Raw genomic sequence first — 22,295 nt, forward strand, 5'->3', positions numbered from 1 at the left:
GGATATTTCGCCATGAGCAAGCTCCAGAATCCTGTCCAGATGGCCGTGATCGGCGCCGCCCATGGCATCAAGGGCGAATTGCGGGTGAAGACCTTCACCGGCGAGCCGCTGGCGCTGGCCGATTACGGGCCGCTCTACGCCAGGGACGGGCGCGCCTTCCAGATCGTCGACATCAGGCCCGCCAACACCGTCGTCGTGGTCCGTTTCAAGGGCATTGCCGACCGCAATGCGGCCGAGGCGCTGGCCGGCACGGAGCTGTTCGTCGACCGTTCGATGCTGCCGGACGATGGCGAGGAAGACGAATTCTACCATGCCGACCTCGTTGGCCTCGAAGTCCGCGACGACACGGGTGCCGTGCTTGGCAAGGTGGTCGCGGTGCACAATTTCGGCGGCGGCGACATTCTCGACGTGACGCTGGGCGGGCGCAAGGGCGTGCTGATCCCGTTCACACAGGCTGCCGTACCGCAAGTGTCGATCGCCGAGGGTTTTGTTCGTGTCGATCCGGCGGCAGCCGGGCTGGTCGATGACGAGGATGGCGGTGGTCCGCGTGAGGAAGACTTCGATCCGAAGGGCAGGCCGCGCGGACCGAGCGATGCCGGGGGCAACCGGTGAGTTTTTCCGCTTCGGTGCTGACGCTTTACCCCGAGATGTTTCCCGGCGCGCTCGGCCTGTCGTTGGCCGGCCGGGCGCTCGAGGCCGGGACGTGGTCGCTGGAGACGATCCAGATCCGCGACTTCGCCACCGACCGCCACCGCACCGTCGACGACACGCCCGCCGGCGGCGGCGCCGGCATGGTGATGCGCGCCGACGTGCTGGCGAAAGCCATCGACCATGCTTCGCCGGAAGGCGATGCGCGGCCCCGGCTGCTGATGAGCCCGCGCGGCAAGCCGCTGACCCAGGCGCGTGTGCGCGAGCTGGCCGCTGGGCCGGGCGCCGTCATCCTGTGCGGCCGCTTCGAAGGCGTCGACCAGCGGGTGATCGACGCGCGGGATTTGGAGGAAGTCTCGATCGGCGATTTCATTCTCTCGGGTGGTGAGCCGGCCGCGCTTGTGCTGCTCGACGCGGTGGTGCGGCTGCTGCCCGGGGTCATGGGCAACGCGATGTCGGGCGAGGAAGAGAGTTTTGAAAACGGCCTGCTCGAACATCCGCACTATACGCGGCCGCAGGAGTTCGAAGGCCGTGACATTCCCGAGGTCCTGATTTCCGGCAATCACAAGAAGATCGCCGCCTGGCGGCGGGCGGAGTCAGAAAGACTGACAGCCGAGAGGCGTCCGGACCTGCTTGCCGCTGCTCAGCCCTTGACAAAATAATAGAAGGCCAAAAACAGGCCGACGGCGACGACGAAGCCGCGCACCGCGTTTTGCGGCACCCGCTTGGCGATCCAGACGCCGGCATAGCCGCCGAGCGCGCCGCCCGGGATCATGATGATCGCCTGCGGCCAGGCGACGACGCCGCCCGAGACGAAGACGACGATCGCGACAGCGGCGATGACCATGGCCAGCATGTTCTTCAACGCGTTCAGCCGGTGATAGTCGCCGGCCTGGGTGAGGCCGAGCGTCGCCAGCATCATCACGCCCATGCCGGCGCCGAAGAAGCCGCCATAGATGGCGGTGAGAAATTGTGCGAGCGAGCCGGCCAGCGAGCCCACCGCCGCTTCATGGCCGGGCTTTGGCACTGGTTTCAGCCAGGGGCCGGCGGCGAACAGGGCCGTCGCGGCTAGCAGCAGCCACGGCACCAGAGCGCGAAACGAGGGATTGTCGAGCGCCAAAAGGATCAGAGCGCCGGCCAGTGCACCCACGGCCGAGATCAGGCACAGCAGCAGCGCGCCGCGCCAGAAGTGCCTGATATCGGCCGAGTAGGCGAGGGTCGAGGTGATGTAGCCTGGAAATTGCGTCACCGAGGAGGTGGCGTTGGCAACAATCGGCGGCAGGCCGACCAACGTCATGGCGCCGAAGGTGATGAAGGTGCCGCCACCGGCGACCGCATTGGCGGCGCCTGACAGAAAGCCCGCTAGAAACAGCAGGATGGCATCGAAGACAGACATGAATTGCGGCCGCTCAAAACTGTGTTATTTCAGGCTTTAGAAAGCCTGAACGACCGGCGCAACCCGGCACGGCAGGATTACGATGGTGCCATGCGAGCAGAAAATGCGCGCCCAAGGCGTGACAAAGCGGCGAAATAGCTGTATGTGCCCGCCCGTACCGGCCAGAAAGAATCTGCCGGACCCGTCAACAATGACGGTGTAGTCGCCCCTGCCTGATGTTTCAAAGACAAATGTCTTGGAGACAAAAGGCATAGCCAAGCGGTCAATGGAACTGCAAGGCGAGTGTCGGACGCTCTGACTGTCGGAAGAACAAGAAGTGGACTTTTGAGATGGATATTCTCCGTCAGCTCGAGGCCGAACAGGCCGCCAAGATCGAAGCCAAGCGCAAGCTTCCCGAATTCCAGCCCGGCGACACCGTGCGCGTCCAGGTCCGCGTGACCGAAGGCACCCGCACCCGCGTCCAGGCCTATGAGGGCGTCGTCATCGCCCGCGCCGGCGCCGGCTTCCAGGAGAACTTCACGGTTCGCAAGATTTCCTACGGCGAAGGCGTCGAGCGCGTGTTCCCGGTCTACTCGCCGATGGTTGAAGGCGTCGAGATCGTTCGCCGCGGCAAGGTGCGTCGCGCCAAGCTCTACTACCTGCGCGATCGTCGCGGCAAATCGGCCCGTATTTCGGAAAACACCGGCGTGCGCGCCCGCAAGCTGAACGATGAGGAGCGCGATGCGCTGAACGCCGAGAAGGCCCGCATCGAAGCCGAGAAGGTGGCAGCAGCCGAGGCCCTGGCCGTCGAGAAGGCCGCCCAGGACGCCGCCGAGAAGAAGGCCGCCGCCGAGGCCGAAGCAGCAGCCAAGGCCGCCGCAGAAGCGACCCCTGCCGAATAAGGTTTTCGGAAATCCCATTCAAAAAGGCGGCTTCGGCCGCCTTTTTTCGTTTCACCAGACTGTGAACGCTTTCAGCGCCAGACACAGGATCCGGCTGTTGACGGCGCATTACCTTGTGCACTAAATAATCGTGCACAAGTAATTGGAGATTTGATATGGCACTCTACACCACACAGGCTCACGTCACCGGCGGCCGCGCCGGCCATGGCGAGACCAGCGACGGTCTGCTCAAGGTCGATCTGGCAATGCCCAAGGAACTCGGCGGGCCGGGGGGCGCCACCAATCCCGAGCAACTGTTCGCTATCGGCTATGCCGCCTGCTTCGAAAGCGCCATCCGCTTTGTCGCGCGCAAACAGAAGCTGTCGCTGACGGATGCCGGGGTAACCTCCACCGTCAGCCTGCTTCCCGATGGCGAAGGCTTTAAGCTCGGCGTCGCGCTCGCGGCGGAAACGAAAGGCCTTGATCAGGCGGCGGCGGAAGCGCTTGTATCGGAGGCGCACAAGATCTGCCCCTATTCCAACGCCATCAGGGGCAATGTCGACGTAGCGCTTTCGGTAAAGGCGGCATGACGGAAAAGACGACAAAGAGCACCAGGGACGTCCCGGCGGAGGCCACCGGGACGTTTCACGTTCCGCGGCTCGACCAACAGCTCTGCTTCGCGCTCTATTCGGCAAGCGGGCTGATGACGAAGCTCTACCGCCCGCTGCTCGATCCGCTCGGCCTGACCTATCCGCAATATCTGGCCATGTTGGCGCTCTGGGAACGGGCTCCAAGCACGGTCGGCGAGCTTGGCGAAGCGCTCGGGCTGGATTCGGCGACGCTGACGCCGCTGCTCAAGCGGCTGGAGGCCGGTGGCCTGGTCACACGCCGGCGCGACCCCGCCGACGAGCGCCGGGTTCTGGTCGAGCCGACAGCGAAGGGACAAGCGTTGCGTGAGCAGGCCAAAAGCGTGCCGGCGGCGATGCTTTGCAACCTGCCGCTGGATGCCGACGAGTTGAAATCCCTGCACCGCACGCTGACGCGGTTCGTCTCCGGCTTGCGCAAGGCGGATGCCGGCATCGTGAAGCGGAGCTGATCGCTGCCGCGACACCGTTCATTCCTGAATCCCGGAAATGAAGGCATCGGAATCCCTTTTTAGCGCGCGCTGACGCAGCGGACCGTCTTGCATGACGCTTGCGGAAAGCTAAAGTCGGCGCCGGATTTTCCTGCAAGCCCGGCCGTGCCCGGGTCCGTCAATTTCCGGGGAGTGTGTCATGACCAAATCGAAACTGCTGCTGGCAGGCCTGCTTGCCCTCGTCCTGGTACCCGTTGCCGCCTTTGCGCAGGCGCTGCCCGACCTCGGCGGCAAAAAGGTGGTGGTTGTGACCGAAAACGCCTATCCGCCGCTGCAGTTCATCGATGCCAAGACCGGCAAGCAGATCGGCTGGGAATATGATGCGATGAACGAGATCGCCAAGCGGCTGAATTTCGCCGTCGAGTACCAGAACACATCCTGGGACGCGATGATCCAGGCGGTTTCCGACAACCAGTACAACATCGGCATGACCGGCATCACCATCAAGGACGACCGCAAGGAGAAGGTCGATTTCTCCGACCCCTATATGCGCTCGGAACAGTTCATGCTGGTGCGCGGCGATGAAAGCCGTTTCACCGACGCCAAGACCTTCGGCGCCTTCAAGGATGGGCTGATCGGCGCGCAGGCCGGTACCACGCCCTTCTACACCGCCGTCTACAGCGTGCTCGACGGCAATGAGCAGAACCCGCGCATCAAGCTGTTCGAGACCTTCGGCGCCACGGTGCAGGCTCTGAAATCCGGCGACGTTGACGTCGTCTTGACCGACGGCACCGCCGGCAAGGGCTATGTCGACGCCTCCGAGGGCAAACTGAAGCTGATCGGCGGGCCGCTCGGCACCGAGGATTTCGGCTTCATCTTCCCGAAGGGTTCCGACCTGGTGAAGCCGGTCAATGCGGCGATTGCGGCGTTGAAGGCGGACGGGACGTTCGATGCGCTGAACAAGAAGTGGTTTCTTGATTACAAGATGGGGCAGTGATTTCGCACTGACTTCGCGCTTGAACGCCCCCCTCTGCCCTGCCGGGCATCTCCCCCTCAAGAGGGGAGATTGGCTGTTTTTTCCGCTTTCGCCAATCACCAAAGTTGTAAAAAGAGTGCCGTCGACGAAGCTGCCAATCTCCCCTCTTGAGGGGGAGATGGCCGGCAGGCCAGAGGGGGCTGCCTTGGCGCAATCCTTTTGATGCCTCCCGCCTCTTCCTCCAAAGCCGACTTCCCCTGGTGGCTCGTCGTGGCCGTGACCATCGCGATCGCGGTGGCCGTCTTCGTCGCCACCAGCAATCTCTATGCCCAGGTATTCGCCACGGTCGCCAAGGGTATCGGCGTCACCATCTTCGTCACCGTGATCGCCTTCGTGCTGGCGTCGGCCATCGGTCTCGGCATCGCGCTGATGGGAATGTCGGGTTCGCGCTGGCTGCGCCAGATCGCGCGCTTCTATGTCGAGATCATCCGCGGCGTGCCGATCCTGGTGCTGTTGTTCTGGATCGCCTTTGCCGGCGCGCCGGCCTTCGTCGCGGCCTGGAACGCGCTGACCGCGCCGCTGCAAAGCGCCGGCCTGTTCGGCGAGCTTTTGGTGCGCGACGTGTCGCTGTTGTGGCGCGCCATCATGGCGCTGACCATCGGCTATTCGGCTTTCATCTCGGAGGTTTTCCGGGCCGGCATCCAGGCGGTGGAGAAGGGCCAGATCGAAGCGGCGAAGGCGCTCGGGCTGACCCGCGCGCAGCGTTTCCGGCTCATCGTGTTTCCACAGGCGATCCGCACCATCCTGCCGCCCCTCGGCAATGATTTCGTCGCCCTGGTCAAGGATTCCTCGCTGGTCTCGGTGCTCGGCGTTGCCGACATCACGCAGATGGGCAAGGTCTACGCCGCCGGCTCCTTTCGCTTCTTCGAGACCTATTCGATAACAGCCTACATCTACCTCATCCTGACCGTCGGCCTGTCGCTGGCGCTCAGGGCGCTGGAACGGCGGCTGCGCCGCCAGCACGAGGAATAGTTTTTCGGCCAAGGCAGCGCTACGATCCCCGAGCATTCCCGTTGAGGAGGTCCCATGATCGTCGACAAAGCCAATGCGGCGCTGGATTCCGTCTATACGGCCGACACGCCGGAAGCGCTTGAAGAGGCCTATGCCGCATGGGCCGCGACCTATGACAGCGAGACCGCCTCGCTCGGCTACCTCCTGCCTTTCCTGATCACCGCCTGGGTGGCGCGCCATGTGCCGGCGGACGATGGCCCCTTGCTCGATGCCGGCTGCGGCACCGGCCTGTCGGGACCGTCGCTGAATGCGCTCGGCTACCGCGACATTGCGGGGCTCGACCTCTCGGACGATATGCTGAAGATCGCCGGCAGCCGCAATGCCTACAGCGAACTGAAGCAGGCAATGCTGGGCGGTCCGCTGCCGTGGCCGGACGGGTATTTCCGCGCCTTCTTCTCGACAGGCGTGTTCACCATCAGCCATGCGCCGGCGACAGGCCTGCACGAACTGGTGCGCATCACCCGCAAGGGCGGCCATGCGATCTTCACCGTGCGCGACCGGGTGTTCGAGAGCGGCGGCTTCCAGGCGGTGTTCGATGAGTTGGAGCAGACTGGGAAATGGCGGCCGGTCGAGGAAAGCCCGTGGTTCCGCTGCTATGCGATCGCCGAGCCGGATGCGCTGGTGAAGACTTTTGTGTTTGAAGTGATCTGAGCGGCGCGTTCTCCGATCTTGGCTTCCTTCCTCTCCCCCTGAAGGTGTGGAAGTGAGGACGAGGAACCCGAGTTCTGCGAAGGCAGCTTCCAATTGCCGAAAACCCAAAACATTGATATGAGCCACGCCATGGAAGAGCTTTTTGGCGATCCGGCCTACAAGGGGTTCGTGCTGCAGGACAGAAAACGCCTGCCGTCGCGCTTCTCCGCGCGCGTGTCCGGGGCGCTGACCAGCCGACTACCCTAGGCCGACCCATCGGGGTCGTTTCGCCGGGCCGGAGGTCCGGCACCTGCTCTTTCCCATTCTCATATCGACGGATTTACGCACATGAGCGCACCGCGCACCCTCTACGACAAGATTTTCGACGACCATGTCGTCGATCGCCAGGACGACGGCACCTGCCTGCTCTACATCGACCGCCACCTGGTCCATGAAGTGACCAGCCCGCAGGCCTTCGAAGGCCTGCGCATGACCGGCCGTAAAGTCCGGCATCCGGAAAAGACGCTGGCCGTGGTCGATCACAATGTCTCGACTTCGCCCGAGCGCAAGTTCGGCATCAAGAACGAGGAAAGCCGCATCCAGGTCGAGGCGCTGGCCAAGAACGCCAGGGATTTCGGCGTCGAATATTATTCCGAGAAGGATATCCGCCAGGGCATCGTCCACATCATCGGTCCGGAGCAGGGCTTTACACTGCCCGGCATGACCATCGTCTGCGGCGACAGCCACACCTCGACGCACGGCGCTTTCGGCGCGCTGGCGCATGGCATCGGCACATCCGAGGTCGAGCATGTTCTGGCGACGCAGACGCTGATCCAGCGCAAGGCCAAGAACATGCTGGTGCGTGTCGACGGCCAATTGCCGGAAGGTGTCACCGCCAAGGACATCATCCTGGCCATCATCGGCGAGATCGGCACTGCCGGTGGCACCGGCTATGTCATCGAATATGCCGGCGAGGCGATCCGTGCGCTGTCGATGGAGGGCCGCATGACGATCTGCAACATGTCGATCGAAGGCGGCGCGCGCGCCGGCCTGATCGCCGCGGACGAGACGACCTTCGCCTATGTCAAGGACAAGCCGCGCGCGCCGAAGGGCGCGGCCTGGGATGCGGCACTCGAATACTGGAAGACGCTACAGTCCGACGAGGGCGCGCATTTCGACAAGGTGATCGTGCTCGACGCGGCCAAGCTGCCGCCGATCGTCTCCTGGGGCTCCTCGCCCGAGGATGTCGTGTCGGTGCAAGGCATCGTGCCGAACCCGGACGACATCACCGATGAGAACAAGCGCACCTCCAAGCAGCGTGCGCTCGACTATATGGGTCTGACGCCGGGCACCAGGATCACCGACATCACGCTCGACCGCGTCTTCATCGGTTCCTGCACCAATGGCCGCATCGAGGATCTGCGCGCCGTCGCCAAGGTGGTCGAAGGCAAGACGGTCAGCCCGCATGTCGATGCGATGATCGTGCCGGGCTCCGGCCTGGTCAAGGAACAGGCGGAAGCCGAAGGCCTCGACAAGATCTTTGTCGCCGCCGGTTTCGATTGGCGCGAGCCGGGCTGCTCGATGTGCCTGGCCATGAACGACGACCGGCTGAAGCCGCATGAACGCTGCGCCTCGACTTCGAACCGCAATTTCGAGGGCCGGCAAGGCTTCAAGGGCCGCACCCATCTGGTGTCGCCGGCGATGGCGGCCGCGGCGGCGATCGCCGGCCACTTCGTTGACATCCGCGAGTGGAAGTAGTCCGGACTTGAACGGAACCCGAGCCGCACCCGGCTCGGGTCAACGCTTCCCGTCACGGCGGACGAGTTCGTGGAACTCCTCGCGGCGTCCGGGCTGTTCGGCCGCGACCACAAGCGCAAGCTGTTGTTCCTCGAAGAGCTTGAACCATTCGTCCCATTCGACGAGTTCATAGCCTCCCGCATTGAGCGGCCGTTCAGGCTGGTCCTGATCCTGATAGGCGTGCTGGCCGAAGACCAGCCTCAACATGGGCTGCGTCCCCGCTTCGGGCGAGATGTCGACGATTGCGGGAAAGCCGGCGCGCCCGGCAGCCCACGAGCGGATCGCATCGTGGTCGGTCAGTGTGATTGTGTCGGCCATCGGTCGCTCCAGATTGTCAACGAAGGAACGCTGACCGGAGACGGCGGTTCCCTGACATTATTTTGAGATGGCGGTCCTGCTTGCGGCGAGGCTTAACCGCTTGTTTGGGCTTGCCCTCTAAGCTCTTCCCCGACGTAAGCGAGGGGAAGTCATAGTCGTTTGGACACGGGTCTGCTCATAGCGCTGCTCAACCCGACGATCGCGCTGGCGCTCGGCGCGGCGTTCCTCGTGCTATGGTCCTATCAGCGCCACCGCCCCTATCTGGCCGTGCTGGCGCTCAGCTACAGTCTCTCGGCGGTGGGCTTCCTGCTTCAGTATTTCACCTTGCCGATCGGCATGCCGCTGACCAAGCTGGTGTCGAACATCTGCTTCAGCATCGCCGGCTGCTGCCTGGCCGGCGCCATCGTCCACCGCTATGGCCGCAAGGTGCCCTATGTGGGGATCGGCGCGCTGGCCTGTGGGGGACTGGCGTCGTTCTGCTGGTTCCTGTTCATCGCGCCGGATCTCACCTGGCGCATCCTGGCGATGAACTTCGCTTTCGGCGGTATCAGCCTTCTGGTTGCCGCCGAACTGCGCCCGGTGCGCAACAACGGCCCGACCGAGAAAATCCTGTTCGTGCTGTCGCTGCTGTCGGGCGTCAACTTCTTCGTGCGCACCCTTATCGTCGTCATCGCGCACGGGCCCTTCACGAGCTATGACGGGTTCTATGGCTCGTCCTACTGGACGACGGCGCTGCTGTCGCACGCGCTGCTGTCGCTGCTTATCGCGCTGTGCCTGTTTTCCGCCGCGGCACTCGACGTGTTGAAGGCGTTGAAGGCCGAGACCTTTACCGACCCCCTGTCGGGCCTGCTCAACCGGCGTGGCTTCGAGGAGCGCGGCATGCTGCTCTTGCGGCACTGCGCCTCGGCGCGGTTCCCGGTCGCGTTGGTGCTGGCCGACCTCGATCATTTCAAGGCGCTCAACGATGTGCATGGGCATGGGGCGGGCGATCGCGTGATTGCCGATTTCGCCGCCAAGCTTCGGTCGGCGGCCGGCGCGCGCGGTGTTGCCGGGCGTATCGGCGGCGAGGAATTCGCGGTGCTGCTGCCACTCAGCGATCTTGCCGCGGCACGGCTGTTCGCCGAAGCGGTGCGCACGGTCTATTCGGCCGGCCATGTCGACGGGCTTCCCCAGGGAACGAAGGTGACGGCAAGCTTCGGCGTGGCGGCCCGCAGCGGTGACGAGGCGCTGGAGCCGCTGATGCGCCGTGCCGACGATGCGCTCTACAAGGCCAAGAAGAACGGCCGCGACAGTGTACGCCTGTCCTATGAGCGGCCGGAAACGGCGTTCCTGCCGGAGCCGCTCAAGACCGGCTGAATCCTGGCCGGCCAGGACGTTAACGTCTTCTTCGCCCGTCGATGATTAGCTGTCGGCGCGGGTGCGGGAGAACATGAGCGGCGCCAACTTCATCCTGTTGATCAATCTGTCGGTTGCCGGCCTGCTGGCGGCCTGCTTCATGGCGGTCGCCTTCCACGATGTCGGCCGGGCGCCGGCGCGCTGGCTGGCATTTGGCTATCTGCTGGGCATGGCCTATTCGGCCATCGAATTCTCCATTCCCGCTTTTGCCGACGCGCGGCTCCCGGTCGTTGCCGCCTTCGCGGTCTTCCTTGCCGCAACCATTGCGTTCAATGGCGGGCTTGCCCGCAAATACGGCGTGGCGCCGCCCTGGAAGGCGATGCTGTTTTTCCTGTTGGCCACCACCATAGCTGTGTATTTCGTACAGGACCTGCCCCGCCAGTCGCTGATCCGCATCATGGCCTACCAGCTTCCCTATGCGGTCATGCAGTTCATCGGGCTGGCCATCGTCTGGTCATCGAGGCAAAAGCTTGCCCGTCTCGATCGCATATTGATGGCCGTGCTGGCGGCGAGCGGCCTGCAGTTTGCCTCCAAGCCATTCATCGCCCATGCGCTCGGCGGCTGGGGCGCCAATCCGCAAGCCTATCTGCAAAGCAACTACGCGCTGGTGTCGCAATCGCTCGGCACTGTCTTTGCGCTGGCGCTGGCGCTGCTGATGCTGGCCATCCTGGTTCGCGACGTGCTTGCCGAAGTGACGTCGAAGTCGGAGACGGACACGCTTTCGCGCCTGCTCAATCGCGGCGGCTTCACCCGCCATGCCGAACTGGCGGTGCTTGGCGCCCTGCGGCAAGGCGTGCCGGTCGCGCTGGTCATAGCCGATCTCGATCATTTCAAGAGCGTCAACGACAGCTTCGGCCATGCGTCCGGCGACCGGGTGATCGAGACTTTTGCAGGCTTCCTGCGTGAAGCCGCCGCCGCGCATCACGTTGCCGGCCGCATTGGCGGCGAGGAGTTCGCCATCATCCTGCCGGGAACCAACCTTGCCGCGGCGCGGCTGTTCGCCGAGGGAACGCGCAGCGCCTTCGGCGCGCTGCCCATAGACGGACTGCCGGCTGACAACCGCTGCACCGCGAGCTTCGGCGTCGCCGAACTCCATGCGAGCGAAGACTTTGCCGATCTGATGCGGCGGGCCGACCAGGCGCTCTATCAGGCGAAGAATGCCGGGCGCGATTGCGTGCGCGTCTCCGTCGGGCCTGCCGGCAACTGGTCGTCAGCCGGAACGGAAGCTAGCGGCAGGGGCTGAGTTCGGGCATCTCGCCGTCGGAGAGGCCGTACATATAGGAGCGGCCCTTCACCAGCACCGGCGGCCGGTAGCAATCGCTATAACCGCCGATTTCGTCGGCTTCGTTCTCGTAGATCACCTTGGGCTGGCCGGCGCTGGTGTAGTCGGAGAGCTGCTTGGCCAGCCTGCCTTGGCCGACGATGATGCGCTTGTAGCCGGCGGCGCTGTCGACGACGAGGTTGCCGAAGGAATCGGCGTAGACGCGATCCTGATGCCGTGCGCCGGCAAGCGCTGGCGCTGCAAGGCCGGCGACCGAGGCTGCTACGACGAGCGCCGCAAGGCGCGATTTGCCCGAATTCGAACGCATGGCGTCCTCCGTGTCTTGAGGGAAAGCCTCCTCGAATCAGAAATTAACGGTTTCTTAACCTTTGTTAAGAGGCCGGCGCGTTTGGCGGCGATGTCTCGGTAAACATGGTTAATATCCGTTAATATCCGACTGGATGGAAAACCCGGTGGCCATCATTCGGCCATGCTTGGCCGCACCATCGCAGCGGCGTCCGCCTTGGCGTCGGGACGATATTGATCTGGACAAAGCATCGTGGCCGCTTGCCGCGCGGGAGGACAGCATATGGCGCTACGCCGGCCGATTTGGGCGTCCGTTTTCCCGTTGCTCGGTGTCGTCGCTGCCTGTGTGCCGCAAGACAGCGCGCCGAAGACAGCCAATACCGTCGTCGTCTCACCTGCGCCGGCCCAGCAGTCCGTCGCAGCCGCGGTGCCTCCGGCAGCTGCAACCAAGATCATCACCGACCTTACCGCGCCGCGACCAGGCATAGGCACGGCCACCTACAGATGCGGCAACAACGGTATGATTTCCATCCAAAATCTAGGCACGTCGTTGCGTGTGGTCGGGTCCGACGGCGCGACCGAGGAGTTTGCGGCGTCGCCTGCCAACCAGAGCAGCCGCTACCAGGCGGCCACGCATGACGCAATCGTGATCGACGGGCGCGAGGCGCTGGTGATGAAGAAGGGATCGACGCCGCAGACCTGCAAACGCTGACGCCAGTCTCACCACCGCTGGGCCCTGGGGCCAGATATGTTGCACTGCAGCGATATCGAGCCGGCTTCAGGCCTTCCCGGCCTAATCGATTGAAGCCAAAGCCCGCCTTTTAGTCAGACTAAATTACGTTTTCGAAACGGTTTTCTGGCTTTGACGCGGTGCAAAAAGAGCATTAGAAACCGGCTGTCCGAAGTCGCAACCGGAAGCGGCAATGCCGCATTTCCACCTGAGGCTCCAGAGAGACGCCGAACTGGGGGAGCCATGAGCAAATCACCAGCCACCCGCGAATTTGCCAGACGTGAACGGCCGATTTCGCCGCACCTCACCGTGTACCGGCCGCCGATCACCATGACGATGTCGATCATTCACCGCATCACCGGCGGCGCGCTGTATTTCGGCACGCTGCTGGTCGCCCTGTGGCTGATGGCGGCGGCAAGCTCGCAGGCGACCTTCGATTGGGCCAATTGGGCCTTCGGCACCTGGCTCGGCCGGATCATCCTGTTCGGCTACACCTGGGCGCTGATGCATCATATGCTGGGCGGCGTACGGCACCTCATCTGGGACACGGGCGCGGGCCTGGAAAAGCATACCGCCTCGAAGATCGCCTGGGCGACGCTGGCCGGCTCGATCCTGCTCACGCTGCTGATATGGATCGCCGGCACCATGGCGCGGGGAGCTTGATCATGAGCGGCAAAAACACCGACATGCGCACGCCGCTGGCGAGGGTCCGCGGCCTCGGCTCCGCCCGCGAGGGCACCGGGCATTTCTGGCGCCAGCGCCTGACCGCGATCGCCAACATCCCGCTGATCCTGTTCTTCGTCGGTTTCCTGATCGCGCTCAACGGCGCCGACCACGAGCATGTGCGGGCAGCCCTTGCCAACCCGTTCGTGGCGCTGGTGATGGCCCTGGTGCTCATCTCCGGTCTCACCCATATGCGGATCGGCATGCAGGTGATCATCGAGGATTACGTGCATGGCGAAGGCATGAAGCTGGCGCTGATCGCGCTCAATACATTTTTCACCATAGCGGTCGGCGTCGCCTCGATCTTCGCCCTGCTCAAGCTGGCATTCGGAGGCTGAGTTGGCCAAGGACGCGAAACAAGCCAACACGGCAGGCTATACCTTTGTCGACCACAAGTTCGACGTGGTGGTCGTTGGCGCCGGCGGCGCCGGCCTGCGCGCCACGCTCGGCATGGCCGAACAGGGGCTGCGCACCGCCTGCATCAGCAAGGTGTTCCCGACCCGCTCGCACACGGTGGCGGCGCAAGGCGGCATTGCCGCCTCGCTGTCCAACATGGGTCCCGATTCCTGGCAATGGCACATGTACGACACCGTCAAGGGCTCGGACTGGCTGGGCGATGTCGACGCCATGGAATATCTGGTGCGCGAGGCGCCGGCCGCGGTCTACGAGCTCGAACATTACGGCGTGCCGTTTTCGCGCACCGAAGAGGGCAAGATCTACCAGCGGCCGTTCGGCGGCCACATGATGAACTATGGCGAAGGTCCCCCGGTGCAGCGCACCTGTGCCGCCGCCGACCGCACCGGGCATGCCATCCTGCACACGCTTTACGGCCAGTCGCTGAAGAACAATGCGCAGTTCTTCATCGAGTATTTCGCGCTCGACCTGATCATGGAGCCGGACGGCACCTGCACCGGTGTCGTCGCCTGGAACCTGGATGACGGCACCATCCACCGCTTCTCGGCCAAGATGGTGGTGCTGGCGACCGGCGGCTATGGCCGCGCCTATTTCTCGGCCACCTCGGCGCACACCTGCACCGGCGACGGCGGCGGCATGGCCGCGCGTGCCGGCTTTCCGCTGCAGGACATGGAGTTCGTGCAATTCCACCCGACCGGCATCTATGGCGCCGGCTGCCTGATCACCGAGGGTGCGCGCGGCGAGGGCGGCTATCTCGTCAATTCCGAGGGCGAGCGCTTCATGGAGCGCTACGCGCCGTCAGCCAAGGACCTTGCCTCGCGCGACGTCGTCTCGCGCTGCATGACGCTGGAGATCCGCGAAGGCCGCGGCGTCGGCAAGAACAAGGACCACATCTTCCTGCATCTCGACCATCTCGATCCCGCCGTCCTGCATGAGCGGCTGCCGGGCATTTCGGAATCGGCCAAGATCTTTGCCGGTGTCGACCTGACCAAGGAGCCGATCCCGGTGCTGCCCACGGTCCACTACAATATGGGCGGCGTGCCGACCAATTACTGGGGCGAGGTGCTCAATCCGACGGCGCTCAATCCAGACCAGGTGTCGCCCGGATTGATGGCTGTCGGCGAAGCCGGCTGCGCCTCCGTGCACGGCGCCAACAGGCTCGGTTCGAATTCGCTGATCGATCTTGTGGTGTTCGGCCGCGCGGCGGCGATCCGCGCCGGCCAGGTCATCGACCGCAAGTCGGCGATCCCTTCGCCCAACGAAGCCTCGGTCGAAAAGATCATGGACCGCTTCGACCGGCTGCGTTACGCCAACGGCTCGACGCCGACGGCGGTGCTGCGTGAAAAGATGCAGAAGGCGATGCAGGAAGACGCGGCCGTATTCCGCACGCAGGAGTCGCTCGAAAATGGCTGTAAGCGCATTTCGCAGATCTGGGGCGAGTTGAAGGACATCAAAGTGTCCGACCGCTCGATGATCTGGAACTCCGATCTGGTCGAAACGCTGGAGCTGGAAAACCTGATGGCCAATGCTATCACCACGGTCTACAGCGCCGAGGCGCGCAAGGAGAGCCGTGGCGCGCACGCACGTGAGGACTTTTCGGCGCGCGACGACGCGGTCTGGCGCAAGCATACGCTGGCCAGGCTGAGCGAAGACGGCAAGGTGGCACTCTCCTACCGGCCGGTGCACACCGAGCCGCAGCTGGCTGAAAAGGACGGCGGCATCAGCCTCGCCAAGATCGCGCCCAAGGCCAGAGTGTATTGAGGATCGAACATGGTTGAACTCACGCTCCCCAAGAATTCGCAGATCAAGCCGGGCAAGACCTGGCCGAAGCCGGAGGGCGCCACCAATCTGCGGGAATACCGCATCTATCGCTGGTCGCCGGACGACGACGAGAACCCGCGCATCGACACCTATTTCGTCGACATGGACGATTGCGGGCCGATGGTGCTCGACGCGCTGCTGTGGATCAAGAACAAGATCGACCCGACGCTGACCTTGCGGCGTTCCTGCCGCGAAGGCATTTGCGGCTCCTGCGCCATGAACATCGACGGTTCCAACACGCTCGCCTGCACCAAGGGCTGCGACGACATTTCGGGCGCGGTAAAAGTCTACCCGCTGCCGCATATGCAGGTGGTCAAGGACCTGGTGCCCGACCTCACCAATTTCTACGCCCAGCACGCGTCGATCCAGCCCTGGCTGAAGACGGTGTCGCCGGAGCCGGCCAAGGAGTGGCTGCAGAGCCATGAGGACCGCGAGAAGCTCGACGGGCTCTATGAATGCATATTGTGCGCCTGCTGCTCGACCTCGTGCCCGAGCTATTGGTGGAACGGCGACCGCTATCTCGGCCCGGCAACGCTTCTGCAGGCCTATCGCTGGCTGATCGATAGCCGCGACGAGGCCACCGGCGAGCGGCTCGACAATCTCGAAGACCCGTTCCGGCTCTATCGCTGCCACACCATCATGAACTGCGCGCAGACCTGCCCCAAAGGCCTCAACCCGGCCAAGGCGATCGCGGAGATCAAGAAGATGATGGTGGAGAGAAGGGTTTAGGCGGTTGGTTGGTTGCCGGCGAGAGTAATCCAATGAGCGATGACCTTCCCATCCTTTCCCCTGTGGAAGCTCGCATTCTCGGCTGCCTGATCGAGAAGAAGGAGCTGACGCCGGATGTCTATCCGCTGACGCTCAACGCGGCACTGGCCGCCGCCAACCAGAAGACGGCGCGCGAGCCGGTGATGGCGCTGGAGCAGAGCGAGGTGCACCGGGGGCTGAAGCTGCTCGAACAAAAGGGGCTGGTGCGGCAGATGTTCGGTTCGCGTGTCGAGCGCTACGAGCACCAGATGGCGCAGCGCTTCTCGCTGACCACACCGCAGACCGCCTTGATCGGCTTGCTGTTGCTGCGCGGGCCGCAGACGGCCCATGAATTGTCGGCGCGCACCGAGCGCATGGCACGGTTTTCGTCGATCGAAGATCTGCGCGCCGAGCTCGACATGCTGATCGGCCGCCGACCGCCACTCATCCAGGAAATCCCACGCGGACCGGGCCAGCGCGAGGAGCGTTACGTCCATCTGCTGAGCGGGACTCCGCAGATCGCCCCCATCGCCATGCAGGCTGCGTCGGCTGGTTCATCTGCCTCCGGCCTCGAGGAGCGCGTCAGCGCCCTTGAGGAGGAGATTGCAATGTTACGCGCCCGCATCGACGCGCTGACCGGCGAGCGCTAGGTTCACCTCCTCGAGTAAACGCCGCTCGCTTCGCCGTCGGGGTCGATCAGCCGCAGCTGGTTGCCGTCCAGTTGCCAGCGCAAGGAGACCGGCTTCAGGTCACCGGGCTTGAATTTCCAGAGGCCCGTGAGGTCGGGCCGGCAACCATTGACGGATTTGTAGGTTCCTGCCGTCGGCGTGAAAACCAGGGTCGAGCCGCGCACGGAGGCCTTACCGGTCTTCAGGGTCAGCGACCGGACCTGACCGCAGCCGTCGACCAGAGACGATTGGAACAGCGCGTAATAGGTGCGCCCGTCAGCCCCGAAGGTAAAGGTGACGCTGCCGCCGCTGCCTGGATCGCAGTTGCTGAATGTGTCGCAATAATTGCCGCTGGCAACTGCAAAACCCCACTTGCCGACGAGCGCTGCCGGCATCGCACCGAGGCGCGAGCGTGTCGTCGGTCCCTTGCCCTGGCCGTAAGCGCCGCCGGCGCTGAAGGCCAGCCAGCCGGCAAGCCCGACAAGTGCCGCCCGGCAGGCGTGGTGTGACGAGGCCCTCAACATCCTTTGCTCGCAACAAGCTGCCGGAGATAGACAAGCCGCGTGCCGATGACATTGTTGACGATCGCCGTCTTGCCGGCCGGCGCCATGCCGCCGTATTTCTTGACCGACGGCCCATGATTCTTCGCCTCTTCGTAACCTGCCATCAATTGCCGCAGATCCGCACAGGACATCAAGGCGTACTTCGCCTGCTCCTGCGGGCTGATGACGCTCGATTGCGCCATGCCGGCGGAGTTGGCCGCCGCCATGCCGGCCATGCCGACGACCGCAGAAACCGGGTTGATGCCGACGCAGCCCGATAGGCCGAGGCACAGGACCGGTGCCGCCAGGACTGTATGCCGGACGCTCATGGCCGTCGCTCCCCACACGGCCGCTTCGGATCGCGATGGTCGGCGACGGTTCCGCCGAGAGCGATGGACAACAGATAGACGCGTGGATTGAAGCCTGCCGAGGCGAGCCCCGACAGTGTCCTGAACAATTGCAAATGATACATCGAACCCCCTTGTGGCTGTTTGCGATGCGCTTCCTGATCGGAAACGCGCTGCAAACTAGGTCCGGCAAAAGCGGGCAGCTTGGACGCAGCGGCCCTAAAAACGGCCCAAACGGCCCTGTATTGACGTTTTCGGAGGCGCGGCGCATATCACGCCGCTTCTAATTGACCTGAGGCATGGGGGATGCCGGTGACGGCGACGATGGGGCCAACCGCCTCGTTCCGACTGATGACGGACGCGCTTCCGGAGCGGGATCGCGTCGAGGTCATGCGCGAGGTCTATGGCCGCACGGTGCTCAAGGTCGATCTCGATCCACTCGGCCCGACGCATGTCGATATGCAGGTGCGCGCGTTGCCTGGCCTCGGCATCGCCACGGGCACGTGTTCGGAATTCCGCGTCCATCATTCGACGTCGCTGATCGACAGCGACGATCTCGTCCTCCTGGTCGCCCTCGATGGCGCAAGCGTGATGAAGCATCGCGGCCGTGAGGAGCCGGTCGGCAACGGCCAGGCGCTGATGATGAGCGGCGAGGAGGTCGGCCTCAATGTCATCCAGCCAGGCGGTCTTCGCTTCGTCAATATGAGCTTCTCGCTCAAGGCACTGTCACCGCTGATCGGCGACCCGGCCCCGGCGCTGATGCAGCCGCTGCCAACCTCCGGCGGGGCGATGCGGCTGCTGCTCGACTATGTCAGGTCGATCCAGGATGCCGGCGACGTGCTGACCCCGGAGGCCTGGCATCTGGCGACGACGCATATTTTCGATCTCGTCGCTCTGGCCATGGGTGCCACCCGAGACGCGGCAGAAATCGCCCGGGGCCGAGGCGTGCGCGTGGCGCGGCTGCGTGCCATCAAGGCCGAAATAACAGCCCATGGCGGCGACCTGTCGGCCGAAGACATCGCCCGCCGTCACCGCCTTTCGGCCCGCTACATCAGAAAACTGTTCGAGAGCGAAGGCACGTCGCTGTCGGATTTCATGCTGTGCCAGCGCCTGTTGCGCGCGCATCGGATGCTCAGCAATCCTCGTCATGCCGGACGCAGCATCACGGCGATCGCCTTCGAGGCAGGCTTCAACGACCTCTCCTATTTCAACCGGGCGTTCCGGCGGCGCTACGGCGCGACGCCATCGGATGTGCGGGCGGCCGCGTTGAAGGGCTGACCGCAAACGAAAACGCCGGCCCAAGGGCCGGCGGTTTCTGGATGAATTTGCCGTTCGGGCCTTCAGCCGAGCTTGGCGTCGAGCGATACGTTTATGGCGCCGAGCGCCTTCGAGACCGGGCAGCCGGCCTTGGCCTTTTCGGCCAATTCCTTGAACTTCGCCGCGTCGATGCCCGGGACCTTGCCGACCACTGTGAGGGCGCTTCCGGTGATCCCGGTGCCGGGAACCAGCGTCACCACGGCCTTGGCGTCGAGTTCGGTGGCCGGCGTGCCGTTCTCGGCCAGGAAATGCGAAAACTGCATGGCAAAGCAGCCGGCGTGCGCCGCCGCGATCAGCTCTTCAGGGTTGGTGCCGGATTTGCCGCTCTCGTCCTCGAAGCGCGCTTTGAACGAATAGGGCGTGCCCTTCAGGGTTCCGCTCTGGGTGTCGAGCGTGCCCGTGCCCTCTTTCAGATTGCCTTTCCAGACGGCGTTTGCGGTGCGGTCCATGAATTCCTCCTTATTACAGCGGTGGCGCCGGCCAGGCGGCGTTCCTCCCAACTATAGCGCGGGCGCGAGGGAAGGCCACCGCGCTGTTTGCGCGCGCACGCAGCACCGGCGAGCCGCACCGAATTTTTTTGAAAAAATGTACGTGCAAGAATGTCGACTTGCATCGGCCCCGACCGTCCTGCGGGCGGCCACGGATTCTCGTGGCGGATGGAGGTTCGCATGAACAATCTGTTTTCTGCCCATTGGACAAGCACCTGCCGAACGGCCGATCCAGGGAAAAGCGACCCGCTGCATGTGCCGCCCTCCGGCTTCGGCCGGCTGCTTGCGGCAGTTGCAATCATCGGCATTGCGGTCAGCCTTCTCGACCATGTCGCTGCCGGCAAGAACTCAACCGATACCGTGATCGCCTATGGTTCGTCACAGCAAGGGAGCTGGAAATGAAATATGTCTGTCTGGTCTATGGCGAGGAAAACGACCTCCATGCCATGACGCCGGAGCGTCTGGCCAAGCTCGATGCCGATTCGATGGCTCATGACCGGTCATTGGATCAGCGTGGGGTGCTGATCGTCGCGCAGGCGCTGCAATCGGTGAAGACGTCGAAGACGGTGCGGCGACGCCAGGGCAAGCGGCTGATCACCGACGGCCCGTTCGCCGAAACCAAGGAGCAGTTGCTTGGCTTCGTCATGATCGAGGCCGACAATCTCGACCAGGCGCTGGAGATCGCCGGCGAGATCCCGCTGGCCGAAATCGGCACCATCGAGGTGCGGGCGATCTACAATGTGCCGGGGTCATAGCCCCCGCCATGTGCTACAGCCACGCGGAAACCAAGGCGTTCGATTGAACGATCGTCCCGGTTCATTTGGTGCGCAACTTTTGCGTGTTGAAGCAAGGCGAGAGTTCTCCTATCGTCGCCGGGGTTCTTGGGGATTTCGACATGCCTTTCCTGATTGCTATCCTTGGCGTGATGGGCGCGGCGGCGTTCTGGTGGTACCGGATGAAGGCGATGAACGACGCGGCTCGCGAGGTTGCGGACGTTGTCGGGCGCGTGCAGGGCAACATCCGTCGCAAGAAGCTGCGCAAGCAGGCGGCTCTGTCGCCTCTGACGGCGATCGATGATCCGGTCGTAGCGGCGGCTACGCTGATCACATCAATCGTCTCCGAGGATGGGCCCATCCTGCCGCAGCGCGAGGCTGTCATCCGCGCGGTGATTTCCGAGATCGCCGACAAGAAGAAGACCGACGAGGCGGTGATCTACGCCAAATGGGCGGCGGCGCAGGTCGACGACACCACCGTCGTCATCGACAAGCTGGCGCCGTTCCTGCGCGAACGCCTCGATGTCGCCGAGCGGAACGATCTGCTGCAGATGGTCAACCGCGCCGCCCAGGGCGGCGAGAAACGTCTCGAAATATCCGACCAGAGGATATTGCGGCTGCGGCAGAAGCTGGGTTTTGAGGTCAACTGAGCGATAGCGCTCAGATCGCCTCGCCCTTCAACAATCGCGGCGTGCTGGCGGACAACCCCGACGCCTGCCGGATAAAAAAATCCTTCAGGCGCGGCATGCGTTCGACAAGGCCGAGGCCGATGTCGCGGACGGTTCGCAGCGGGCCGATATCGTTGGAAAACAGCCGGTTCAGCGCGTCCGTGGTGATGCCCATCTGCACCGTGTCGAAGCGGCGCCACTGCTGGTAGCGTTCGAGGACGTCGAGCGCGCCGATGTCCTGGCCGAGCCGGTCGGCCTCGACGATCACCTCGGCAAGGGCTGCGACATCCTTGAAGCCGAGATTGAGGCCCTGGCCGGCGATCGGGTGGATGCCGTGGGCGGCATCGCCGGCGAGCGCGATGCGGGGCGCGACGAAGGCACGCGCAATGGTCAAGCCGAGCGGCCAGGCGCGCGGCGCATCAGTAACGCGGATCTCGCCAAGCTTCAGGCCAAAACGCTGCTCGAGTTCGTGTTCGAACAGGAGATCGTCACCGGCCACCAGCTTCTCGGCATCGGGCGTACGCTCGACCCAGACGATCGACGAGCGGTTGGTGCCGTCCTCGCCGGGTTTGAGCGGCAATGTGGCGAAAGGCCCGGCCGGCAGGAAATGCTCTTCGGCGCGACCATTGTGCGGGCGTTCGTGCGCTACCGTGCAGACGATGCCGGACTGGCCATATTCCCACTTCACCGTCTTGATGCCGGCCATGTCGCGCAGCTTCGAGTTGACGCCGTCGGCGGCGACCAGCAGCCGCGCCTTCAGCGCCGCGCCGTCGGCGAGATGCACGGTGATGCCACTGCCGTTGGTCTCGAAGCCCTGCACCGCGACGCCTTCGATGATATCGATGCCGAGCCTTTCGGCGCTGGCCCGCAAGGCGCCGTTCAGCACCTTGTTGGCGACCATATGCGCAAAGGGCTCGCCCGGCGCCACTTCGCCGCCGAAGGTCAGGAAGACCGGACGCACCGGATCGGCGGTGCGCGAATCGGTGATGATCATCTCAGTGATCGCCTGCGCCTGGGGTGCGATCTCGGCCCACACGCCGAGCTGGTCGAGCATGCGGCAGGCGGCAGCGGCAATGGCCGAGGCGCGGCCATCCCTTTGCCAGGCGCCAGCAGGTGCCGCATCGACGAGAGCGATGGCGAGGCCCGGTCGCGCCTGTTTCAGCGATACGGCGGCGGCCAGGCCGACATAGCCGGCGCCGGCGACCAGGACATCGAGCCCGGATCTGTTTTTCGTGTCCGCCTTGCGTTCCATCATCTTCGCTCCTGCGCCGGCCGGGTCTTGCGCCCTTGACTGCCTGTCCGTCCTGTCGGAAACCGCCATAAC

Annotated in this window: 28 protein-coding genes; 21 read left to right on the plus strand and 7 right to left on the minus strand. The window is 64.1% G+C overall.

Annotated features, from left to right (window positions below; genetic code table 11):
• Positions 1 to 12 precede the first annotated feature (12 nt).
• Together rimM and trmD are read left to right on the plus strand one after the other, a co-directional pair.
• A complete protein-coding gene (rimM, locus tag EN990_RS10135) occupies positions 13 to 612 on the plus strand; it encodes a ribosome maturation factor RimM (RefSeq protein ID WP_013528858.1) in 600 nt (199 codons plus the stop codon).
• Positions 609 to 1,310 carry a tRNA (guanosine(37)-N1)-methyltransferase TrmD gene (trmD, locus tag EN990_RS10140; RefSeq protein ID WP_127384986.1) on the plus strand — a complete coding sequence of 234 codons (702 nt, stop codon included), beginning with the start codon at positions 609 to 611 and terminating at the stop codon, positions 1,308 to 1,310. Before rimM ends, trmD begins: the two co-directional genes overlap by 4 nt.
• On the opposite strand, the gene EN990_RS10145 is transcribed toward trmD, so the two are convergent.
• Positions 1,292 to 2,044 carry a sulfite exporter TauE/SafE family protein gene (locus EN990_RS10145; protein WP_127368053.1) on the minus strand — a complete coding sequence of 251 codons (753 nt, stop codon included), beginning with the start codon at positions 2,042 to 2,044 and terminating at the stop codon, positions 1,292 to 1,294. The genes trmD and EN990_RS10145 overlap by 19 nt on opposite strands.
• Before the next feature lie 329 nt (positions 2,045 to 2,373).
• On the opposite strand from EN990_RS10145, the gene rplS reads away from it, so the two are divergent.
• The 7 genes from rplS (at position 2,374) to leuC (ending at position 8,414) form a co-directional block, all read left to right on the plus strand.
• Positions 2,374 to 2,925, plus strand: a complete 552-nt coding sequence (gene rplS, locus EN990_RS10155) for a 50S ribosomal protein L19 (RefSeq protein WP_013528861.1) — start codon at positions 2,374 to 2,376, stop codon at positions 2,923 to 2,925.
• A 155-nt stretch (positions 2,926 to 3,080) separates the two neighbouring features.
• Positions 3,081 to 3,494, plus strand: a complete 414-nt coding sequence (locus EN990_RS10160; protein ID WP_013528862.1) for an organic hydroperoxide resistance protein — start codon at positions 3,081 to 3,083, stop codon at positions 3,492 to 3,494.
• Positions 3,491 to 4,000, plus strand: coding sequence for a MarR family transcriptional regulator (locus tag EN990_RS10165; RefSeq protein WP_013528863.1), 510 nt, complete (start codon positions 3,491 to 3,493; stop codon positions 3,998 to 4,000). The genes EN990_RS10160 and EN990_RS10165 overlap by 4 nt, the downstream gene beginning before the upstream one ends.
• Positions 4,001 to 4,178: 178 nt before the next feature.
• Positions 4,179 to 4,976 (plus strand): transporter substrate-binding domain-containing protein, encoded by a 798-nt coding sequence (locus tag EN990_RS10170; protein ID WP_013528864.1) that lies wholly within the window; start codon positions 4,179 to 4,181, stop codon positions 4,974 to 4,976.
• Positions 4,977 to 5,177: 201 nt separating this feature from the next.
• A complete protein-coding gene (locus tag EN990_RS10180; RefSeq protein ID WP_027163295.1) occupies positions 5,178 to 5,987 on the plus strand; it encodes an amino acid ABC transporter permease in 810 nt (269 codons plus the stop codon).
• Positions 5,988 to 6,041: 54 nt separating this feature from the next.
• Positions 6,042 to 6,677, plus strand: coding sequence for a class I SAM-dependent methyltransferase (locus tag EN990_RS10185; RefSeq protein ID WP_027163296.1), 636 nt, complete (start codon positions 6,042 to 6,044; stop codon positions 6,675 to 6,677).
• A gap of 327 nt (positions 6,678 to 7,004) precedes the next feature.
• Positions 7,005 to 8,414 (plus strand): 3-isopropylmalate dehydratase large subunit, encoded by a 1,410-nt coding sequence (gene leuC / locus EN990_RS10195; protein WP_127368052.1) that lies wholly within the window; start codon positions 7,005 to 7,007, stop codon positions 8,412 to 8,414.
• A gap of 39 nt (positions 8,415 to 8,453) precedes the next feature.
• On the opposite strand, the gene EN990_RS10200 is transcribed toward leuC, so the two are convergent.
• Entirely contained in the window at positions 8,454 to 8,771 is a 318-nt protein-coding gene (locus EN990_RS10200; RefSeq protein ID WP_013528869.1) for a hypothetical protein, read from the minus strand.
• 159 nt (positions 8,772 to 8,930) lie between these two features.
• Between EN990_RS10200 and EN990_RS10205 the strand changes: the two genes are divergently transcribed.
• A complete protein-coding gene (locus tag EN990_RS10205) occupies positions 8,931 to 10,127 on the plus strand; it encodes a GGDEF domain-containing protein (protein WP_127368051.1) in 1,197 nt (398 codons plus the stop codon).
• A 73-nt stretch (positions 10,128 to 10,200) separates the two neighbouring features.
• Positions 10,201 to 11,409 (plus strand): GGDEF domain-containing protein, encoded by a 1,209-nt coding sequence (locus tag EN990_RS10210; protein ID WP_027163299.1) that lies wholly within the window; start codon positions 10,201 to 10,203, stop codon positions 11,407 to 11,409.
• On the opposite strand, the gene EN990_RS10215 is transcribed toward EN990_RS10210, so the two are convergent.
• The gene (locus EN990_RS10215; protein ID WP_024504989.1) at positions 11,393 to 11,755 is read right to left on the minus strand and encodes a hypothetical protein; all 363 of its coding nucleotides are present in this window, start codon (positions 11,753 to 11,755) and stop codon (positions 11,393 to 11,395) included. The two genes, EN990_RS10210 and EN990_RS10215, sit on opposite strands and share 17 nt — an antisense overlap.
• Positions 11,756 to 12,016: 261 nt before the next feature.
• Here EN990_RS10215 and EN990_RS10220 point away from each other — a divergent pair, with 261 nt between their 5' ends.
• The 6 genes from EN990_RS10220 (at position 12,017) to EN990_RS10245 (ending at position 16,818) form a co-directional block, all read left to right on the plus strand.
• Positions 12,017 to 12,445, plus strand: coding sequence for a hypothetical protein (locus EN990_RS10220; protein WP_127368049.1), 429 nt, complete (start codon positions 12,017 to 12,019; stop codon positions 12,443 to 12,445).
• 261 nt (positions 12,446 to 12,706) lie between these two features.
• Positions 12,707 to 13,126 (plus strand): succinate dehydrogenase, cytochrome b556 subunit, encoded by a 420-nt coding sequence (gene sdhC, locus EN990_RS10225; protein ID WP_013528874.1) that lies wholly within the window; start codon positions 12,707 to 12,709, stop codon positions 13,124 to 13,126.
• Positions 13,127 to 13,128: 2 nt separating this feature from the next.
• Complete coding sequence (gene sdhD, locus EN990_RS10230) at positions 13,129 to 13,524, plus strand: succinate dehydrogenase, hydrophobic membrane anchor protein (protein WP_013528875.1); 396 nt, start codon at positions 13,129 to 13,131, stop codon at positions 13,522 to 13,524.
• A 1-nt stretch (position 13,525) separates the two neighbouring features.
• On the plus strand, positions 13,526 to 15,361 hold the full coding sequence (gene sdhA, locus EN990_RS10235; RefSeq protein ID WP_024504991.1) for a succinate dehydrogenase flavoprotein subunit: 1,836 nt from the start codon (positions 13,526 to 13,528) through the stop codon (positions 15,359 to 15,361).
• A gap of 9 nt (positions 15,362 to 15,370) precedes the next feature.
• Entirely contained in the window at positions 15,371 to 16,150 is a 780-nt protein-coding gene (locus tag EN990_RS10240) for a succinate dehydrogenase iron-sulfur subunit (RefSeq protein WP_013528877.1), read from the plus strand.
• A 32-nt stretch (positions 16,151 to 16,182) separates the two neighbouring features.
• Positions 16,183 to 16,818 carry a DUF480 domain-containing protein gene (locus EN990_RS10245; RefSeq protein WP_164753663.1) on the plus strand — a complete coding sequence of 212 codons (636 nt, stop codon included), beginning with the start codon at positions 16,183 to 16,185 and terminating at the stop codon, positions 16,816 to 16,818.
• Between the two features lie 2 nt (positions 16,819 to 16,820).
• Here the strand turns inward: EN990_RS10245 and EN990_RS10250 are convergent, their stop codons facing one another.
• Together EN990_RS10250 and EN990_RS10255 are read right to left on the minus strand one after the other, a co-directional pair.
• On the minus strand, positions 16,821 to 17,360 hold the full coding sequence (locus EN990_RS10250) for a hypothetical protein (RefSeq protein WP_013528879.1): 540 nt from the start codon (positions 17,358 to 17,360) through the stop codon (positions 16,821 to 16,823).
• Positions 17,354 to 17,707, minus strand: coding sequence for a hypothetical protein (locus tag EN990_RS10255; protein WP_127368046.1), 354 nt, complete (start codon positions 17,705 to 17,707; stop codon positions 17,354 to 17,356). Before EN990_RS10255 ends, EN990_RS10250 begins: the two co-directional genes overlap by 7 nt.
• 324 nt (positions 17,708 to 18,031) lie before the next feature.
• Here EN990_RS10255 and EN990_RS10265 point away from each other — a divergent pair, with 324 nt between their 5' ends.
• A complete protein-coding gene (locus EN990_RS10265) occupies positions 18,032 to 19,003 on the plus strand; it encodes an AraC family transcriptional regulator (RefSeq protein WP_013528882.1) in 972 nt (323 codons plus the stop codon).
• A 62-nt stretch (positions 19,004 to 19,065) separates the two neighbouring features.
• Here the strand turns inward: EN990_RS10265 and EN990_RS10270 are convergent, their stop codons facing one another.
• On the minus strand, positions 19,066 to 19,491 hold the full coding sequence (locus EN990_RS10270; RefSeq protein ID WP_013528883.1) for an OsmC family protein: 426 nt from the start codon (positions 19,489 to 19,491) through the stop codon (positions 19,066 to 19,068).
• A 219-nt stretch (positions 19,492 to 19,710) separates the two neighbouring features.
• Here EN990_RS10270 and EN990_RS10275 point away from each other — a divergent pair, with 219 nt between their 5' ends.
• The 3 genes from EN990_RS10275 to EN990_RS10285 all read left to right on the plus strand — a co-directional run bounded on the left by EN990_RS10275 (position 19,711) and on the right by EN990_RS10285 (position 20,953).
• Positions 19,711 to 19,932 carry a hypothetical protein gene (locus tag EN990_RS10275; RefSeq protein ID WP_024504996.1) on the plus strand — a complete coding sequence of 74 codons (222 nt, stop codon included), beginning with the start codon at positions 19,711 to 19,713 and terminating at the stop codon, positions 19,930 to 19,932.
• Positions 19,929 to 20,285, plus strand: a complete 357-nt coding sequence (locus EN990_RS10280; RefSeq protein ID WP_024504997.1) for a YciI family protein — start codon at positions 19,929 to 19,931, stop codon at positions 20,283 to 20,285. The genes EN990_RS10275 and EN990_RS10280 overlap by 4 nt, the downstream gene beginning before the upstream one ends.
• A gap of 140 nt (positions 20,286 to 20,425) precedes the next feature.
• Complete coding sequence (locus EN990_RS10285; protein WP_024504998.1) at positions 20,426 to 20,953, plus strand: hypothetical protein; 528 nt, start codon at positions 20,426 to 20,428, stop codon at positions 20,951 to 20,953.
• 10 nt (positions 20,954 to 20,963) lie between these two features.
• On the opposite strand, the gene EN990_RS10290 is transcribed toward EN990_RS10285, so the two are convergent.
• Entirely contained in the window at positions 20,964 to 22,223 is a 1,260-nt protein-coding gene (locus tag EN990_RS10290; protein ID WP_027163307.1) for a ubiquinone biosynthesis hydroxylase, read from the minus strand.
• Positions 22,224 to 22,295 lie beyond the last annotated feature (72 nt).

It is taken from the genome of Mesorhizobium sp. M7A.F.Ca.US.005.03.1.1, assembly GCF_003997975.1.
GTDB classification, from domain to species: Bacteria; Pseudomonadota; Alphaproteobacteria; order Rhizobiales; family Rhizobiaceae; genus Mesorhizobium; species Mesorhizobium ciceri.

Bases quoted from the DNA above. Each gene is read 5' to 3' on its own strand.
- rimM (WP_013528858.1), top strand. From the start codon at position 13: ATGAGCAAGCTCCAGAATCCTGTCCAGATGGCCGTGATCGGCGCCGCC.
- EN990_RS10145 (WP_127368053.1), bottom strand. From the start codon at position 2,044: ATGTCTGTCTTCGATGCCATCCTGCTGTTTCTAGCGGGCTTTCTGTCA.
- rplS (WP_013528861.1), top strand. From the start codon at position 2,374: ATGGATATTCTCCGTCAGCTCGAGGCCGAACAGGCCGCCAAGATCGAA.
- EN990_RS10160 (WP_013528862.1), top strand. From the start codon at position 3,081: ATGGCACTCTACACCACACAGGCTCACGTCACCGGCGGCCGCGCCGGC.
- EN990_RS10165 (WP_013528863.1), top strand. From the start codon at position 3,491: ATGACGGAAAAGACGACAAAGAGCACCAGGGACGTCCCGGCGGAGGCC.
- EN990_RS10170 (WP_013528864.1), top strand. From the start codon at position 4,179: ATGACCAAATCGAAACTGCTGCTGGCAGGCCTGCTTGCCCTCGTCCTG.
- EN990_RS10180 (WP_027163295.1), top strand. From the start codon at position 5,178: ATGCCTCCCGCCTCTTCCTCCAAAGCCGACTTCCCCTGGTGGCTCGTC.
- EN990_RS10185 (WP_027163296.1), top strand. From the start codon at position 6,042: ATGATCGTCGACAAAGCCAATGCGGCGCTGGATTCCGTCTATACGGCC.
- leuC (WP_127368052.1), top strand. From the start codon at position 7,005: ATGAGCGCACCGCGCACCCTCTACGACAAGATTTTCGACGACCATGTC.
- EN990_RS10200 (WP_013528869.1), bottom strand. From the start codon at position 8,771: ATGGCCGACACAATCACACTGACCGACCACGATGCGATCCGCTCGTGG.
- EN990_RS10210 (WP_027163299.1), top strand. From the start codon at position 10,201: ATGAGCGGCGCCAACTTCATCCTGTTGATCAATCTGTCGGTTGCCGGC.
- EN990_RS10215 (WP_024504989.1), bottom strand. From the start codon at position 11,755: ATGCGTTCGAATTCGGGCAAATCGCGCCTTGCGGCGCTCGTCGTAGCA.
- EN990_RS10220 (WP_127368049.1), top strand. From the start codon at position 12,017: ATGGCGCTACGCCGGCCGATTTGGGCGTCCGTTTTCCCGTTGCTCGGT.
- sdhC (WP_013528874.1), top strand. From the start codon at position 12,707: ATGAGCAAATCACCAGCCACCCGCGAATTTGCCAGACGTGAACGGCCG.
- sdhD (WP_013528875.1), top strand. From the start codon at position 13,129: ATGAGCGGCAAAAACACCGACATGCGCACGCCGCTGGCGAGGGTCCGC.
- EN990_RS10240 (WP_013528877.1), top strand. From the start codon at position 15,371: ATGGTTGAACTCACGCTCCCCAAGAATTCGCAGATCAAGCCGGGCAAG.
- EN990_RS10245 (WP_164753663.1), top strand. From the start codon at position 16,183: ATGAGCGATGACCTTCCCATCCTTTCCCCTGTGGAAGCTCGCATTCTC.
- EN990_RS10250 (WP_013528879.1), bottom strand. From the start codon at position 17,360: ATGTTGAGGGCCTCGTCACACCACGCCTGCCGGGCGGCACTTGTCGGG.
- EN990_RS10255 (WP_127368046.1), bottom strand. From the start codon at position 17,707: ATGAGCGTCCGGCATACAGTCCTGGCGGCACCGGTCCTGTGCCTCGGC.
- EN990_RS10265 (WP_013528882.1), top strand. From the start codon at position 18,032: ATGCCGGTGACGGCGACGATGGGGCCAACCGCCTCGTTCCGACTGATG.
- EN990_RS10270 (WP_013528883.1), bottom strand. From the start codon at position 19,491: ATGGACCGCACCGCAAACGCCGTCTGGAAAGGCAATCTGAAAGAGGGC.
- EN990_RS10275 (WP_024504996.1), top strand. From the start codon at position 19,711: ATGAACAATCTGTTTTCTGCCCATTGGACAAGCACCTGCCGAACGGCC.
- EN990_RS10280 (WP_024504997.1), top strand. From the start codon at position 19,929: ATGAAATATGTCTGTCTGGTCTATGGCGAGGAAAACGACCTCCATGCC.
- EN990_RS10285 (WP_024504998.1), top strand. From the start codon at position 20,426: ATGCCTTTCCTGATTGCTATCCTTGGCGTGATGGGCGCGGCGGCGTTC.
- EN990_RS10290 (WP_027163307.1), bottom strand. From the start codon at position 22,223: ATGGAACGCAAGGCGGACACGAAAAACAGATCCGGGCTCGATGTCCTG.